This window comes from Mangrovivirga cuniculi, from assembly GCF_005166025.1.
GTDB lineage: Bacteria > Bacteroidota > Bacteroidia > Cytophagales > Cyclobacteriaceae > Mangrovivirga > Mangrovivirga cuniculi.
The window spans coordinates 417,858-431,655 of record NZ_CP028923.1 but is presented as its reverse complement, the minus strand read 5'-3'; the positions used below and the strand labels follow the sequence as shown (position 1 = coordinate 431,655).

General features: G+C 35.3%; 12 protein-coding genes. 8 read left to right on the top strand and 4 right to left on the bottom strand.

The features are described 5' to 3' along the window. Nucleotides 1-26 precede the first annotated feature (26 nt). From DCC35_RS02020 to DCC35_RS02000, 5 genes are all read left to right on the top strand, one after another. Nucleotides 27-1,163, top strand: a complete 1,137-nt coding sequence (locus tag DCC35_RS02020) for a DUF4856 domain-containing protein (protein WP_137089217.1) — start codon at nt 27-29, stop codon at nt 1,161-1,163. A 9-nt stretch (nt 1,164-1,172) separates the two neighbouring features. Further along, the gene (locus DCC35_RS02015; RefSeq protein WP_137089216.1) at nt 1,173-2,288 is read left to right on the top strand and encodes an imelysin family protein; all 1,116 of its coding nucleotides are present in this window, start codon (nt 1,173-1,175) and stop codon (nt 2,286-2,288) included. A gap of 5 nt (nt 2,289-2,293) precedes the next feature. Continuing rightward, the gene (locus DCC35_RS02010) at nt 2,294-3,658 is read left to right on the top strand and encodes an HTTM domain-containing protein (protein ID WP_137089215.1); all 1,365 of its coding nucleotides are present in this window, start codon (nt 2,294-2,296) and stop codon (nt 3,656-3,658) included. Then, nucleotides 3,645-6,065, top strand: coding sequence for a TonB-dependent receptor (locus tag DCC35_RS02005; protein ID WP_137089214.1), 2,421 nt, complete (start codon nt 3,645-3,647; stop codon nt 6,063-6,065). The genes DCC35_RS02010 and DCC35_RS02005 overlap by 14 nt, the downstream gene beginning before the upstream one ends. Nucleotides 6,066-6,165: 100 nt before the next feature. Beyond that, nucleotides 6,166-7,716 carry a glycine--tRNA ligase gene (locus tag DCC35_RS02000; RefSeq protein WP_137089213.1) on the top strand — a complete coding sequence of 517 codons (1,551 nt, stop codon included), beginning with the start codon at nt 6,166-6,168 and terminating at the stop codon, nt 7,714-7,716. A gap of 33 nt (nt 7,717-7,749) precedes the next feature. On the opposite strand, the gene DCC35_RS01995 is transcribed toward DCC35_RS02000, so the two are convergent. After that, nucleotides 7,750-8,799, bottom strand: coding sequence for a response regulator (locus tag DCC35_RS01995; RefSeq protein WP_137089212.1), 1,050 nt, complete (start codon nt 8,797-8,799; stop codon nt 7,750-7,752). An 11-nt stretch (nt 8,800-8,810) separates the two neighbouring features. Continuing rightward, a complete protein-coding gene (locus DCC35_RS01990; protein WP_137089211.1) occupies nt 8,811-10,373 on the bottom strand; it encodes a sensor histidine kinase in 1,563 nt (520 codons plus the stop codon). Nucleotides 10,374-10,515: 142 nt separating this feature from the next. Between DCC35_RS01990 and DCC35_RS01985 the strand changes: the two genes are divergently transcribed. Genes DCC35_RS01985 through DCC35_RS01975 form a run of 3 tightly spaced genes read left to right on the top strand, consistent with a single transcriptional unit; the run spans nt 10,516 to nt 12,226 of the window. After that, the gene (locus DCC35_RS01985) at nt 10,516-11,136 is read left to right on the top strand and encodes a universal stress protein (RefSeq protein WP_137089210.1); all 621 of its coding nucleotides are present in this window, start codon (nt 10,516-10,518) and stop codon (nt 11,134-11,136) included. A 26-nt stretch (nt 11,137-11,162) separates the two neighbouring features. Next, nucleotides 11,163-11,360, top strand: coding sequence for a universal stress protein (locus DCC35_RS01980; RefSeq protein WP_175402679.1), 198 nt, complete (start codon nt 11,163-11,165; stop codon nt 11,358-11,360). Nucleotides 11,361-11,380: 20 nt separating this feature from the next. After that, the gene (locus tag DCC35_RS01975; RefSeq protein WP_137089208.1) at nt 11,381-12,226 is read left to right on the top strand and encodes a universal stress protein; all 846 of its coding nucleotides are present in this window, start codon (nt 11,381-11,383) and stop codon (nt 12,224-12,226) included. Here the strand turns inward: DCC35_RS01975 and DCC35_RS01970 are convergent. Next, entirely contained in the window at nt 12,219-12,788 is a 570-nt protein-coding gene (locus DCC35_RS01970; protein ID WP_137089207.1) for a TetR/AcrR family transcriptional regulator, read from the bottom strand. The genes DCC35_RS01975 and DCC35_RS01970 overlap by 8 nt on opposite strands. Before the next feature lie 68 nt (nt 12,789-12,856). Beyond that, the gene (locus tag DCC35_RS01965; RefSeq protein ID WP_137089206.1) at nt 12,857-13,723 is read right to left on the bottom strand and encodes a universal stress protein; all 867 of its coding nucleotides are present in this window, start codon (nt 13,721-13,723) and stop codon (nt 12,857-12,859) included. Between the last annotated feature and the right edge of the window lie 75 nt (nt 13,724-13,798).

Genomic DNA, 13,798 nt, shown 5'->3' with positions numbered 1-13,798 from the left:
AGTCTAAATAAAAATACTAATAGCTAATGAGAAAATTATTTTTACCACTAGCCTTCGCGGCAGTGATTTTCGGATGCTCAGAAGACCCGGTTGAGCCAGTTAACAACTTAGAGGTCCCTTCAACCTACACATTTGAAAGAAACGGGCAGTCTTCTGTATCATACAGTGGGCAAACAGCGAGATTAAATATGCTTTCTGAAATAAAGGCATATGCAGCGACAGCACACAACCTTGAAGCAGTTGATTACACTAAGCTTAGAAACATGTATTCAAATCTTGAAAGTCCTTTTCAGGATGAAAGTCTGAATACATCTGGTAAGCAATTAAAAAACAAAACTGCTATAGGTGAAGACACTGAAATGCTTGCAATCATGGAAGAGCTGGCGACAATCAGTGCTGACGTTGCAGCTAATAATACCATGGCTTCTGAAGGGAAGTCGGGAATTTTATACAGAAATGCGGATGATACGAAACCGATTATCGTTAATGGAAAAGGCTGGGAACATGTTCAGTTTATCGAAAAAGGTCTAATGGGATCTGTTTTCATTTATCAAATGCTTAATCTTGAAAATGGATATCTTGGAAATAAGATTAATGTAGATAATGAAAGCTTAGTAGACGGTAAAAACTACACAAAGATGGAACACTACTGGGATGAAGCCTTTGGTTATTGGGGTGTTCCTGTTGATTACCCGGTAAGTACTCTGCCAACTGAGTATAACAGATTTTGGGCTAAGTACACACAAGGTGTAGATGAACATTTACCAGTAGCATCTCCTCTTTCCGTAGCATTCAGGACAGGTAGAGCAGCTATCGTGGCAAAAGATTATATAGCAAGGGATGCTCAAAGGGAGATTATATTAAATAACATGGAATTAGTGATTGCAGGTACTGCTCTTCACTACATCAACAGTGTTTTACAAAACCAGTCTGCTCCAACAGGAGAAAAATTTCATGCCCTTTCTGAAGCATATATGTTTATTGAAGCATTAAAGTATCTTCCTCAGCCATATCTGACGGTTGAAGGAATAAATGAAATTTTAAATACACACTTAGGTCAAGACGGAGATTTCTGGACAGTTACTACTGAAGGACTTAATTCAGCAAAATCAATGTTAATTGAAAGCTATCCTAACCTAAAAATCGTTAGTGACGAAATTTAACAATCTATTATGAGTTTTTTGCGAAGAGTAAATATACTTATATACTTCATTATTGCTGCAGGACTATTTTCCTGCAGCGATAGTGAAAGTAATGTGGATACATATGACAGGCAGGGTTTAAATTTTTATACTGCCGAACAAATCATAATCCCATCTTTTCAAGATTTTTCGACATCTACTTCTTTGCTTGACCAATCGGTTAGTTCTTTTACAGATAATCCTTCACTCGAAGGATTAACTACTCTAAGAGCCAACTTGAAAAATTCCCGGTTGAACTGGCAATGGTGCTCAATGTATAATTTTGGACCATCATTGAATCAGGGGCTACTTTCTGTAGTAAATGAATACGTAATTATTGAGGCAGATATTGAAAGAAATATTTCTAATGAGGACTATCAATTAGAATCTCTTTCCAAGGCTAATGCCAGAGGGTTCAAAGCAATGGGATACCTTTTATATGGAAACAACCTTTCTGATGAAGAGGTGGTAAACTCATTTATTAATTCACAAGCCAGGGGTCAATATTTAAAAGCAATTTCGGACCTCATTTCTATAAAGGCTAAAGCGACTATTGATAACTGGAGTACTTATTTAGATCAATATGCGTCAGAGTCCAAAGCCGGAACTGATGCCGGGTCATCATTATCAATATTGATTAACGAAATTAATAAATATTGGGAAACCACAACACGAGATAAAAAGCTAGGTATTCCTTTAGGTAAAAGAAGTCTTGGAACGTTATTGCCGGATAGAACAGAAGCATATTATGTTGGCTATTCTACTGAATTGCTTTCTGAAAATGTTAAGGCCTATAAATATTTATTCGAAGGAAGGAATAAAGAAGGCATTGCTGGTCAGTTATCATTGAGTAATTACTTAAAGGAATTAGGCGCAACAGATGTATTGGATAATAATGACCTTGCTGAGGTGATGTCGACAGTTTTCCAGGATGCGATCGATCAGGCCCAGATTGTGGGAGATCCACTAAAGTCGAAAGTTGAAACAAATTTTGATGATTGCGACCAATTATACCTATTGCTTCAAAAACAAATAATATTCATGAAAAGTGATATGCCAAGTGTTATGGGAATTAGTATATCCTATGCAGATAATGATGGCGATTAACCTTTATGATTAACCGGTTTAAAAATATAAAGAGCTGGCTTGAACAGCCTTCCAGTATTGCTCCACTCATTACCTTCCGGGTTTTGTTTGGAGCAGTAATGGTTTTTAGTATTATACGGTTTTATCTGAATGGTTGGGTTGATGAGTTTTATATTGACCCTGATTTTCACTTTAAGTTTTTTGGTTTCTATTGGATACAGGAACCCTCCTCAGCCTTAGTATTATATAGTTTATATTCTCTCCTATTACTTTCAGCCATTGGAATTACTTTAGGGCTGTTTTATCGATTTTCATCAGCAGCATTTTTTATTCTTTTTACATATTTCGAACTTTTAGACGCAACTTATTATTTAAACCATTATTATTTTATAAGCCTAATGGCTTTTTTAATGATTTGGTTTCCGGCAAATCGGTATCTTTCAGTTGATGCATTTATATGGCCAAAAATAAAAACTAAGCAAATCTCCAGGTGGCCAATATTAGTGATACAAATGCAACTTGGTATTGTATATTTTATGGCCGGAGTAGCTAAATTAAATTATGACTGGTTGGTCAATGCAATGCCCTTAAAAATATGGTTACCGGCCAAATCTAATTTGCCTGTTATAGGAGATTTTTTAAAATATACTTCAGTCGCTTATGTTTTCAGCTGGTTTGGAGCTGTTTATGATTTGCTGGTTCCATTTGCATTAAGCTACAAGAGAACTCGAGTAGCCGCTTATTTTGCAGTAGTTGTATTTCACGTTACAACTGCCGCACTATTTCAAATTGGGATGTTTCCCTATATAATGATCATGCTAACCTTGATATTTTTTCCTTCAAAATATCATGAAAGGGTTATTTTTTGGAGAAGCAACTTGCCTAATATCAGTTCAAAAACTAATGATTTTAAAATACCTAAACTTTCTGTAATCGCTTTATCATTATATTTTGTATTTCAGATTGTTTTTCCATTCAGATATTCCTTATACGATGGTAAGCTTTTTTGGACTGAACAAGGTTATCGGTTCTCCTGGAGAGTTATGTTGATGGAAAAGGCTGGTTATGCTACTTTTTATATTCATAACAAAGAAACAGGGAAATATACCGTAGTTGATAATAGTCAATTTCTTACACCCTTTCAGGAAAAAATGATGGCTACTCAACCTGACTTTATAATACAATATGCTGATTATTTAGAAGAGGTTTACAAGAAGAAATATAATAAAAACGATCTCCGTGTTACAGCAGATGTGTATGTCACATTAAATGGACGAAGATCTAAACTGTTTATTGACCCATCAGTCGATTTAAGTGATTTGGAAGATAGTTGGAAACCAAAGAAATGGATTTTGCCATACAATAATAACAGTGTTGATGAAAAAAGCTAATTTATTTTTATTCCTTTGTTTTATATGTTTTTTGACTGTTAATGGTCAGGAAAAGTTTCGAATTACCGGAAAGGTTCTACTTGAGGAGGAGAATAGCGAAGCAATATCCGTACAGGTTTTTCTGGAAAACACTTCATATAGTACTAGTACTGATACCAATGGTAAGTTTAGAATAGTTAACATTCCTGCTGGAAAATATACTCTGGCTGCTTTTTTACCGGGATATAAAACATTCAAAACGGAAGTCTTAATTGATAAAAATCTTGCAGGTCTAAAGATTAAATTAAAAAACCTTGATGAATCTCTTGAAGAGGTTGTCGTTTCCGGAAAGAGAAATAGCGACAAGGCGTTGACCCGTTTGGAAGCCGTGGATAATTTCGGGATTTATGAGGCTAAAAAGAATGAGGTAATAGTTCTTGAAAATGTTGTTGCAGACAAGGCATCCAATAATGCAAGACAGATTTTTAGAAGTATTACCGGAATTAATATTTGGGAGAGTGACTGCGCCGGCTTGCAGATTGGTGTTGGTGGAAGAGGTCTTAGTCCTGACAGAACAGCAAACTTCAACACAAGACAAAATGGATATGATATAGCCGCCGATGCCCTGGGGTATCCTGAAACTTATTATTCTCCGGCTTTGCAAGGTGTAGAGCGTATTGAAATTGTTCGGGGTGCAGCCGGATTACAATACGGTCCTCAATTTGGTGGGCTTGTAAATTTTGTAATGAAAGATGGCCCGGAAGATAAAGAAGTTGAGTTTAAGACACAGCAAACCTACAATACATTAGGATATTATAATAGTTTCAATAGCGTAGGAGGAACCATACTAGACAATAAGCTTAATTATTATGTTTATAACCGATATACTGTCGGTGACTGCTGGCGCTGTAATTCTGATTTTGAAAGCAGTAATACTTATGTCACTCTAGGTTATAAGTTTTCTTCTGATACCCAGCTGAAGTTTGATTACACTAATATGAGTTACCTGTCACAACAACCAGGGGGATTAACAGACAGGCAATTTTTGAATGACCCGAAACAATCTAACCGTGAACGGAACTGGTTTAAAGTTAACTGGAATTTATTTTCTGTAAAACTAGATACGAGAATCGGGCCTCAGACGAAACTGAACATTCGGTCATTTGGTTTGATTTCTTCCAGAAAAGCCCTGGGTAATTTACAAAGAATAGACAGGCCTGATAATCCTGATGAACCACGAAGTCTTATAAATGGAGAATTTAGAAATATTGGTGGTGAAGCAAGAGTTTTGCAACACTATAATGCTTTTGGAAGTAAATCAGTTTTATTAATCGGAGGACGTTTCTATAAAGGAACTACTTATCAGCAACAAGGAGAAGCAAGTAAGTCAAGTGATCCTGACTTCACTTTTATTAACCCGGATTCTCTAAGTTCAGACTTTGATCACCCGGGAAAAAATTATTCCTTTTTTGCTGAAAACGTATTAAACATCACTGATAAGTTTAGTGTAACACCAGGTCTTCGCTTTGAACATATTCAAACAATTTCTGAAGGAACTTACACTGATGAATCAACCAATATTTTAGAGCCGATAATCAGGGAGGAAGAGAAAATATACGAGCGAAGCCTGTGGCTTGCCGGATTAGGATTGAGTTATAAATTTAAAGACAATTTAGAGCTATATGCCAATTATGCTCAAAATTACCGGCCTGTAAGATTTAGTGACCTAAGAATTGACAATCCAAGTGTACGCATAGATCCAAATATGCAGGATGAAACCGGCTATAATCTTGACCTGGGAATTAGATACGCAGTAGACGAGCGGTTTTCCGGAGAAGTAACAGCGTTCTTTTTATCCTATAACAATAAAATTGGTTCTGTACAGCGTGTTGATACGGAAAACTTCAGAGTTTATCGCGAAAGAACAAATATTGCAGACGCTATTCATGTCGGTGTTGAATCATATTTTGAATATAAACTTTTAAGCTTTGGAACTGATCCTTCAATCAATGATGGCTTAAGTTTATTTTCTAATCTGACTTTACTAAGAGCGCGATACCAAAGCGAAGAAAACAAAACATATGAAGGAAAGCAAGTGGAGTTTGTTCCTGAAATGATATTCAGAGGAGGCTTTAATCTTGCCTTTAGAAATCTCAAATCTACAATTCAGATTAATTATGTCGGGCAGCAATACTCAGATGCTTCTAATGCAACTCAGACCCCTGAAGCTGTAGTTGGAGAAATCCCTGCATATTATACCTTAGACTTTACAACTACTTATAATATTAAAAAATGGGATTTCACTCTGGGAATTAATAATTTGACAAACAATTATTATTTCACAAGAAGAGCTGTTGCTTATCCTGGTCCTGGAATTATTCCTGCAGATGGTTTTAACATGTCTATAACAGCTGGCCTTACCCTTTAAGGATTTAAAAACTGTTAAGATTTTTACCAAAATTTAAATAAGGACTACTTTTTATTCACATAGGTAGTAGAAAATACTCTGCCTTTCTATCTTTGCGACTATGGCAAATCAAAACAATCAAAAAGGAGAACTCCTTAAGAAGGTTGCTTCTCATGCAAAAGAATACGGGTTTATTTTTCAGTCGAGTGAAATTTATGATGGACTTAGTGCAGTATATGATTATGGCCAGCTAGGTTCAGAATTGAAAAATAACATTAAGAGTTATTGGTGGAAATCAATGGTTCAGTTGCATGAGAATATTGTTGGTATAGACTCAGCAATCTTTATGCATCCGACAACCTGGAAAGCTTCGGGCCACGTCGACGCATTTAATGATCCGCTGATAGACAATAAAGACTCTAAAAAGAGATATAGAGCCGATGTTTTGGTTGAAGATCACATTGCCAAAATTGAAGGGAAGATAGAAAAAGAAGTAACCAAAGCGTCTAAGCGATTTGATGATTTTGATCGTAAAATGTTCATGGAAACCAATCCGCGAGTGCAGCGATATCTCGGTGAGATTGAAACTATAAAAGCCCGATTAAAAAAGGGGCTGGAAGGAGACCTGGAAGATCTTAAGAAATTAATAGAAGATCTTGCGATTGCCTGTCCTGTATCAGGAAGTAAAAATTGGACTGATGTAAGACAATTCAACCTAATGTTTGATACGGAGATTGGTTCGTTATCTGAAGGAGCAAATAAAATATATTTAAGGCCAGAAACTGCTCAGGGAATATTTGTAAACTTTTTAAATGTTCAAAAGACGGGTCGCCTGAAGTTGCCTTTTGGAATAGCACAGATTGGAAAAGCATTCAGAAATGAGATCATTGCCCGACAGTTTATTTTCAGAATGAGGGAATTTGAGCAAATGGAAATGCAATATTTTGTCAAGCCTGGTGAGGAGATGAAATACTATGGTCAGTGGAAAGAATTCAGAATGAAGTGGCATTTGGCTTTAGGCATGGGTGAAGAAAATTACCGTTTCCATGATCATATAAAACTTGCCCACTATGCCAATGCTGCCAGCGATATTGAGTTTGACTTTCCAATGGGCTTTAAAGAACTTGAAGGAATTCATTCAAGAACAGACTTTGACCTTAAAGCTCACGAAGAGTTTTCCGGAAAGAAACTGCAATTTTTCGATCCAAAAGATAACGAAAGTTATGTTCCTTATGTGATTGAAACATCTATCGGACTGGATAGAATGGTATTAAGTGTTTTAGCCCATGCATATACTGAAGAGACACTTGAAGACGGAAGTTCAAGAACTGTAATGAAAATACCTGCTCCACTTGCACCATACAAAGTAGCTGTTTTGCCATTAGTAAATAAAGATGGCTTACCAGAAAAGGCAATGGAAATAGCCAACCTTCTAAAACTGGATCATAATATTCAGGTCGATGTTAAAGATGCTATCGGAAAAAGATATAGAAGACAGGATGCCATCGGTACACCATATTGTATTACTGTAGACTACGAGAGTCTTGAAGATAATATGGTGACAATAAGAGAAAGAGATTCTTTAGAACAAATAAGAATACCAATTGATAAAATTCAAGGAGAGATTAATGAAAGAGTATCGATAAACTCATTACTGAAGAAACTTCTATAAAACAAAAGCCGGCTGTTCAGCCGGCTTTTTTATTTAAAACCTAATTTCTTTAATTTTTTCAGGATGTAAAAACTTGATCACTCCTTTTTTGTCGATTTCTATGTATCCGTCTTTTTTGAATTCTGACAATGTTCTAATTACTGATTCAGTACTCGTTCCTACTGCGTTAGCGATATCTTCTCTTGAAACTTTGAGTAGTTCTGCATCTTCGTTTTTCTCTTTGAAAACGATTAAAGCATCCGCAACGCGCTTGCGAACAGTATCATAAGCTAATTTTAATAACTTTTCTTCCTTTTCGATTATATTATGTGAAAGGACTTTGATGAATTTGTTTGCTAATTCACGATTCGAAGCAAGAATTTCATTAAAATCTGCTCTTGGGATAAGATAAATGTCTGCTTCGTCCAGTATTTCAGCACTAGTTTTGCTTTCTATATTGTCAATTATACTTTCAATCCCGAGGAGATCACCTTCATTGTGAATATCCACAATATATTCTTTTCCATCATCATTGATCATTGTGGTTTTTACCTTTCCGGATTGAATGAGGAACAAGTAATTTAAAAGATCACCTTCCGTAAAAATCCGGTCACCTTTGCGATAATGCCTGGTTTTAAAATTGCTGCTCAGGTCTTTAAGCATTCCGCTTAATTCCGCTTTCTCAAGAAGCTTTTCAATTCCTGGTTTCCCCCCATCCTGAACTTTTCCTATCGCTTCCGCCTTTTTTAATCTAATTTCAACCGCTTCAAGTAATTCAGTATCATCAAATGGTTTTGTCAGGTAGTCGTCTGCTCCCAAATTCATACCCTTTCTTATATCGCCTTTTTCAGTTTTTGCGGTAAGAAATATAAATGGAATTGCAGAAGTTTTTGGGTCTTTATTTAACATGTGAAGAACGCCATACCCATCGAGCTCTGGCATCATGATGTCACATAAAATTAAATCTACCTTACTGTTTTTAGCTATTTTAACCCCTTCGATTCCATTTGGAGCCTGTTTTACATAATAATTTGATAGCTCGAGAATTTCAGAAATATTTTCTCTTACCCCTTCATTATCTTCGATTACCAGGATTGTTTTCATAGATATTTAAATTACTCAGATTTTTCAACGACTTTTTCTTCCAGAAAGATTTTAAATGTAGTACCAAACCCTTCCTCACTTACGCAACTAATATTACCCCCCATCATTTCAACATATTTTTTTACAATATTTAAACCAAGACCGGTTCCCTCAATATTACTGGCATTATGTGCTCTAAAAAAACGCTGAAATAAATGTTTCATATCTTCCTCCGGGATTCCGATTCCCTGATCAGATATTTCAAAAATAATTAATCCATTTTCCTTATAAACCGAAACGAGAATCGGTTTATCAACCGGGGAGTATTTAACTGCATTAGAAATTAAATTTATAAAAATATTTTTTACTAACTGTTTATCTAATATAACATGCTCTTCAATTTTATATTTAAAGTTTATTTCCTGACCCGGTTTTAATGATTCTTGTAGTTCATCCAGTATGTCTTCAATTAATTTTTTAAGATTAAATTGATGGAAACTTGGCGTTATTACACCTTCTTCAATTTTGTCAAGAGAAAGAAAGTCATTGAGCAGATTAATCAGGTTGTTGACCGATGATTTAATTTTGGTGATGTGTTTATCTTTCTTTTCTTTATTGCCCAGATCAAAATATTTATCCAGCAAGGAAGCAGAACTCAGAATAGTACTCAACGGTGTTCGAAACTCATGGGAGGCCATGGAAACGAATCGGCTTTTCAGTTCATTAAGCTCTCGTTCCTTTTTCAGTGATGTACGGATATTGTCTTCAGCGTTTTTCTGTTGAGTAATGTTTTTCTCTACAATCAGAATACGCTCAATTAATCCTTCATGTCCGGAAGAAAGTGGGACGATATACATAATATAATATTCGTCGCCATTTCTAATTTCATGGGTGCTGTTTTGCCCGATCAGTGCATTTTTTAACTTTTCTTCTAATTCAGAACCGGGTTGATAATGAACATATTTTTTCCCAATCAAATCTTTACTATTAATTCCCTGGGATTGAAGTTCACGCCCTTCTACAAAAATGTAATTAAAGTTTTTATCGATTACATTGATCGTGCCGTTTGGGAAGTTTTTTGAAATTGTTCTGAATAGCTTTTGTGAGGCAATCAGGTTGATATTGGACTTTTCAAGTTCTAATGTTCTTTGTTTTACTCTTTGCTCTAGCTCAACAGAATATTTTTCCAGCCTGTTTCGGTTTTTTTCCAGGTCTTTTTCCATTTTTTTTCTGGAAGTAATATCAATGATGAAGGCAACTATCAATGTTTTGTCTTCGACAGTAGTATGGTTTAAAGATATTTCTAAAGGAAACTCGCTGCCATCTTTTCTTTTACCATACAATTCCAGGTTTGCCCCCATCATTCTTTTGGAGGGTTTTTGTGAATACTTTCTTCTGTGACCTCTATGTATAGCCTTTAAATCATCAGGAACCAATAATTCAATTTTTTTTCCAGTGAGTTCATCCTTATCATAACCAAAAAGACTTTCAGCTCTTTTATTGGCTAATTCTATTTCCCCTTCCCTGTTACAAATTATTAGCCCTTCAACTGCACTTTCAAATATAGATTGAAATAATTTTTGTTCATTTTCCATTAGCAACCATCGTTTTCCGCTTTATTCGACACTCAAGATAATAATATTTTTGACTTAATGATATTAATCATACGACCTGCTGACAAGATGCAAGGTGGTATCAATAAATAAATGTCTTATTTGTTAAAAAACAACGAAAGCCATGAAGAATATATTAGTACCCACAGACTTTTCGAAAGAAGCAGGATACGCACTTCAACTTGCGGTGGATTTCGCAAAAAAGACAGGTGCAAAGTTATCAATTATACATGTTATAGAATATTATCCAACTGCTAGTTTTACTACTATGGGGCCTGCCCCGGAAAGCGGAATGCCTGCTAATGCGTTTACTGCTCAGATGATTGAAAAGGTTGAAAAGCAATTTGAAGAACTTCGAACCAAAGAAATGTTTGATGGCCTTGATGTTGAAACGATTGTTAAAATAGGTAACCCATACCAAAACATTACCAAAAAGATAGCAGCTCTAAATGCTGACCTGGTAATTATGGGAAGTAAAGGTGCACACGGTATGGATGAGGTTATGATTGGTTCAAATGCTGAACGAGTAGTCAGATACTCCAAGCATCCTGTGATTACTGTTAAAGATCCAATCAGGTTAGAGCAAATTAAATCAATCGCTTTTGCTACTGATTATACAGAGACTCAAGAAAATTTGCTAAATCATTTTGACAGGTTGCTTGAAGTAATGGATGCAGAGCTTTACCTGGTGCGAGTAAATACCCCTTACAATTTTATTCCAACCCGGGGGCGGAGAATAATTTAAGAGAATTTGCTAAAAAGAATCACCTGGTGAATGTCAATGTAAGTACTTATGATGCATATAAGGAAGATGCCGGCATCTCTGCTTTTGCGGAAGATAATGATATAGATCTTATTGCTATCGGAACTCATGGAAGAAAAGGGTTGATGCATACAATTTCCGGAAGCATAGCGGAGGACCTTGTTAATCATACTAATAAACCAGTTTGGACTTGTCATATTAAATAGTAATCGACGGGATTAGTTTAATGAGTAACCTAGTAGTCAGCCACATTTTAGTGCCGGTAAATTTTAGTAATGCCAGTTATACCGGTCTTAAATATGCAATTGATATTGCACGGCAGCTCAACGCGAAGCTGACTGTTCTTCATGTTTTTAATATTCCTCAGCCGGTTGGTGGCCTTCCTTTATATGTAGAGGAAGAAAACGATCCGGCTGTATTTTCATCTAGTATTGCAAAAAAATTCAAAAAGCTCGAGGAGGAATATCTTTCTAACAGTGGTATTGCCTATGAATTGAAGTTTAAGCTCGGTTATCTTGAAACACGTTTGTCAGCCTTTGTCGAGCAAGAGAAAGTTGACCTGATTGTTCTGGGAAAGAAAAACCCTTCTGGATTTATGTCTTTCCTTAAAATTAATATTGTTAGAATATTAAATAGTATTGGATGCCCTTCAATTATTGTACCTGAACAATTTGAAGGTCATTTTCCTTTTAAAAACGCATGCATTAGCTGTGATTATAGCAAAAAGAATAAGAAAAAAGATCTGATCAATTCAGCTCAATTATTAAGTGTTTTATCATCAAACCAGGTTTTGCTATCAGTTACACAAGAGTCTCTTAAACAAAAGTTTAGTGATGAAAAGGAAAAAGTTATGAAGACTCTTAGAATGACCCTGCCTGATATTCAGACTTGTCTGGTTCCTCAAAAGAGTAATGAATTCATCTCTAAAACGATATTAAAAAAAGTTCTTGAAATCAAAGGAGATTTAATTGTGGTTTTTCCCGGAAAGCACTTTTATAATGGCTTATTTTCAGAATCAGTCTCAAAAAGCCTAGTGAATAATAAGAGTATTCCGATGCTTGTTATTAACTGACGTACTTTGTTAAAATGTACTTTTCAGTTTCAGTTAATGGATAATCCTCTCCTACTACATTAAATTGTATTGCCACACCATCCAGCATAGCCGTTAATAATTTAGCTTCTCTTCGGGAATCCGGAAATCCAACTTTATCCAGTAGTTCCTGCATTAGCTGAAAATAGGTCAGATATTTATCAATAGCCATTTCCTGAATGAACTTGTATTTACTCACCTGTAGCATCAACGAAGTGACGAGCTTAATATGTTCTGGACGTTCCCTAATCCTGTTAAAAAAATCATGAATAAGCCTTTTTAAAAAAATATTCGGATCATCGTCATATAATGAAGCAAGCCGTATTTCTTCTTCAGCTTTAAAATAATTTATTATTTGAAGCAATAAATCTTCTTTGCTTTCAAAATAGACATAGGTAAGGCCTTTGGATATTCCGGCAGCTTTGGCGATCTGACTTACCGAAGTGCCATCGTAACCTTGAGTGGCAAATAGCTCCAAAGCAGAAAATAAGATTCTTTTTCTTTTTTGAATTTTGAAGTCTTTTTCTCGGGTTGCAGTTTCCATAGTTTGACTGATTGTTCGGTCAAATATAGTAAAAATTATATAATTTTTATATTACAAATCTTTGTGTATTAATTAAATACAGGGATTATCATTACTGCAGTGTTGGCGGAAAAGGATAATTTTTTACTAATACTACCTTTAAATTTATCATCAGTCGTTTTATTCACTTTATGGAATAAAACAACCATGTCAAAATCCTCGGAAGAAAGCTTATTCTTGATTGCCAGGTAGGCATTATCACTATGAGATGTTTCTAAATTAACTTTATGATGTAATATACCTTTAAAAGCTTCTTCAACTTCATCAGGATGAAAAGACTCATAATCATGAGTTACATGAAAAAGAATATCATCTGCCTGAAGTTTTTTCATAAAGCTATCAAAGAAATTTTTTTGGTGTTCCAGAATGTCCAGGTCGTAGTTGCCCCATGTAATTAGAACTTTTTTAGGAAGCTTGGTTCGGTGTTGAGGATTTATAATAGTTAGCGGGCAAGGAGGGTTATCTACAATTTTACTGGTCAGTTTACCCACTCTTTCTTTGTCACTTCGACTTTTTGACTTTCCCATTACACAAAGACTAACATTGTGAGTCAGGATTGTCTTGTTTATGATATCTTCAGGATCTCCGGTACGCACTAAAAGAATGACATTATCCGGTTTAATATTCATTCTGTTAAGGGCCTGAATAAGGTTTTGACGCCCTTTGTTAATTTTATAGTCATTTATATAATCACCTTTGCTTGGATCAGTTTTAACAATATGTAAAATCACCAGTTCAGCACCGAGCGTATCAGCCAGGCCTGCACCATAATTTAATATCGGAACACAAGTAGAGCACGCCTCGGTTGCTACGAGTATTTTATTGATTGCACTTTGGGTGTTTGCAATCGATTTTAAAGGTTTAGAAGCAGAATGGGTGTGCATGATTCCGGCCATATCATTTTTATTTTGTAGATTACTTTTAATATACAAAAATTACTTCATTTTATTAAATGATATAGGTCATATAAT

What these genes read in the sequence shown, in the direction of transcription:
- DCC35_RS02020 (WP_137089217.1), top strand. Translation starts at nt 27, where the DNA reads ATGAGAAAATTATTTTTACCACTAGCCTTCGCGGCAGTGATTTTCGGA.
- DCC35_RS02000 (WP_137089213.1), top strand. Translation starts at nt 6,166, where the DNA reads ATGGCAAATCAAAACAATCAAAAAGGAGAACTCCTTAAGAAGGTTGCT.
- DCC35_RS02010 (WP_137089215.1), top strand. Translation starts at nt 2,294, where the DNA reads ATGATTAACCGGTTTAAAAATATAAAGAGCTGGCTTGAACAGCCTTCC.
- DCC35_RS02015 (WP_137089216.1), top strand. Translation starts at nt 1,173, where the DNA reads ATGAGTTTTTTGCGAAGAGTAAATATACTTATATACTTCATTATTGCT.
- DCC35_RS01965 (WP_137089206.1), bottom strand. Translation starts at nt 13,723, where the DNA reads ATGGCCGGAATCATGCACACCCATTCTGCTTCTAAACCTTTAAAATCG.
- DCC35_RS01995 (WP_137089212.1), bottom strand. Translation starts at nt 8,799, where the DNA reads ATGAAAACAATCCTGGTAATCGAAGATAATGAAGGGGTAAGAGAAAAT.
- DCC35_RS01975 (WP_137089208.1), top strand. Translation starts at nt 11,381, where the DNA reads ATGAGTAACCTAGTAGTCAGCCACATTTTAGTGCCGGTAAATTTTAGT.
- DCC35_RS01970 (WP_137089207.1), bottom strand. Translation starts at nt 12,788, where the DNA reads ATGGAAACTGCAACCCGAGAAAAAGACTTCAAAATTCAAAAAAGAAAA.
- DCC35_RS02005 (WP_137089214.1), top strand. Translation starts at nt 3,645, where the DNA reads ATGAAAAAAGCTAATTTATTTTTATTCCTTTGTTTTATATGTTTTTTG.
- DCC35_RS01985 (WP_137089210.1), top strand. Translation starts at nt 10,516, where the DNA reads ATGAAGAATATATTAGTACCCACAGACTTTTCGAAAGAAGCAGGATAC.
- DCC35_RS01990 (WP_137089211.1), bottom strand. Translation starts at nt 10,373, where the DNA reads ATGGAAAATGAACAAAAATTATTTCAATCTATATTTGAAAGTGCAGTT.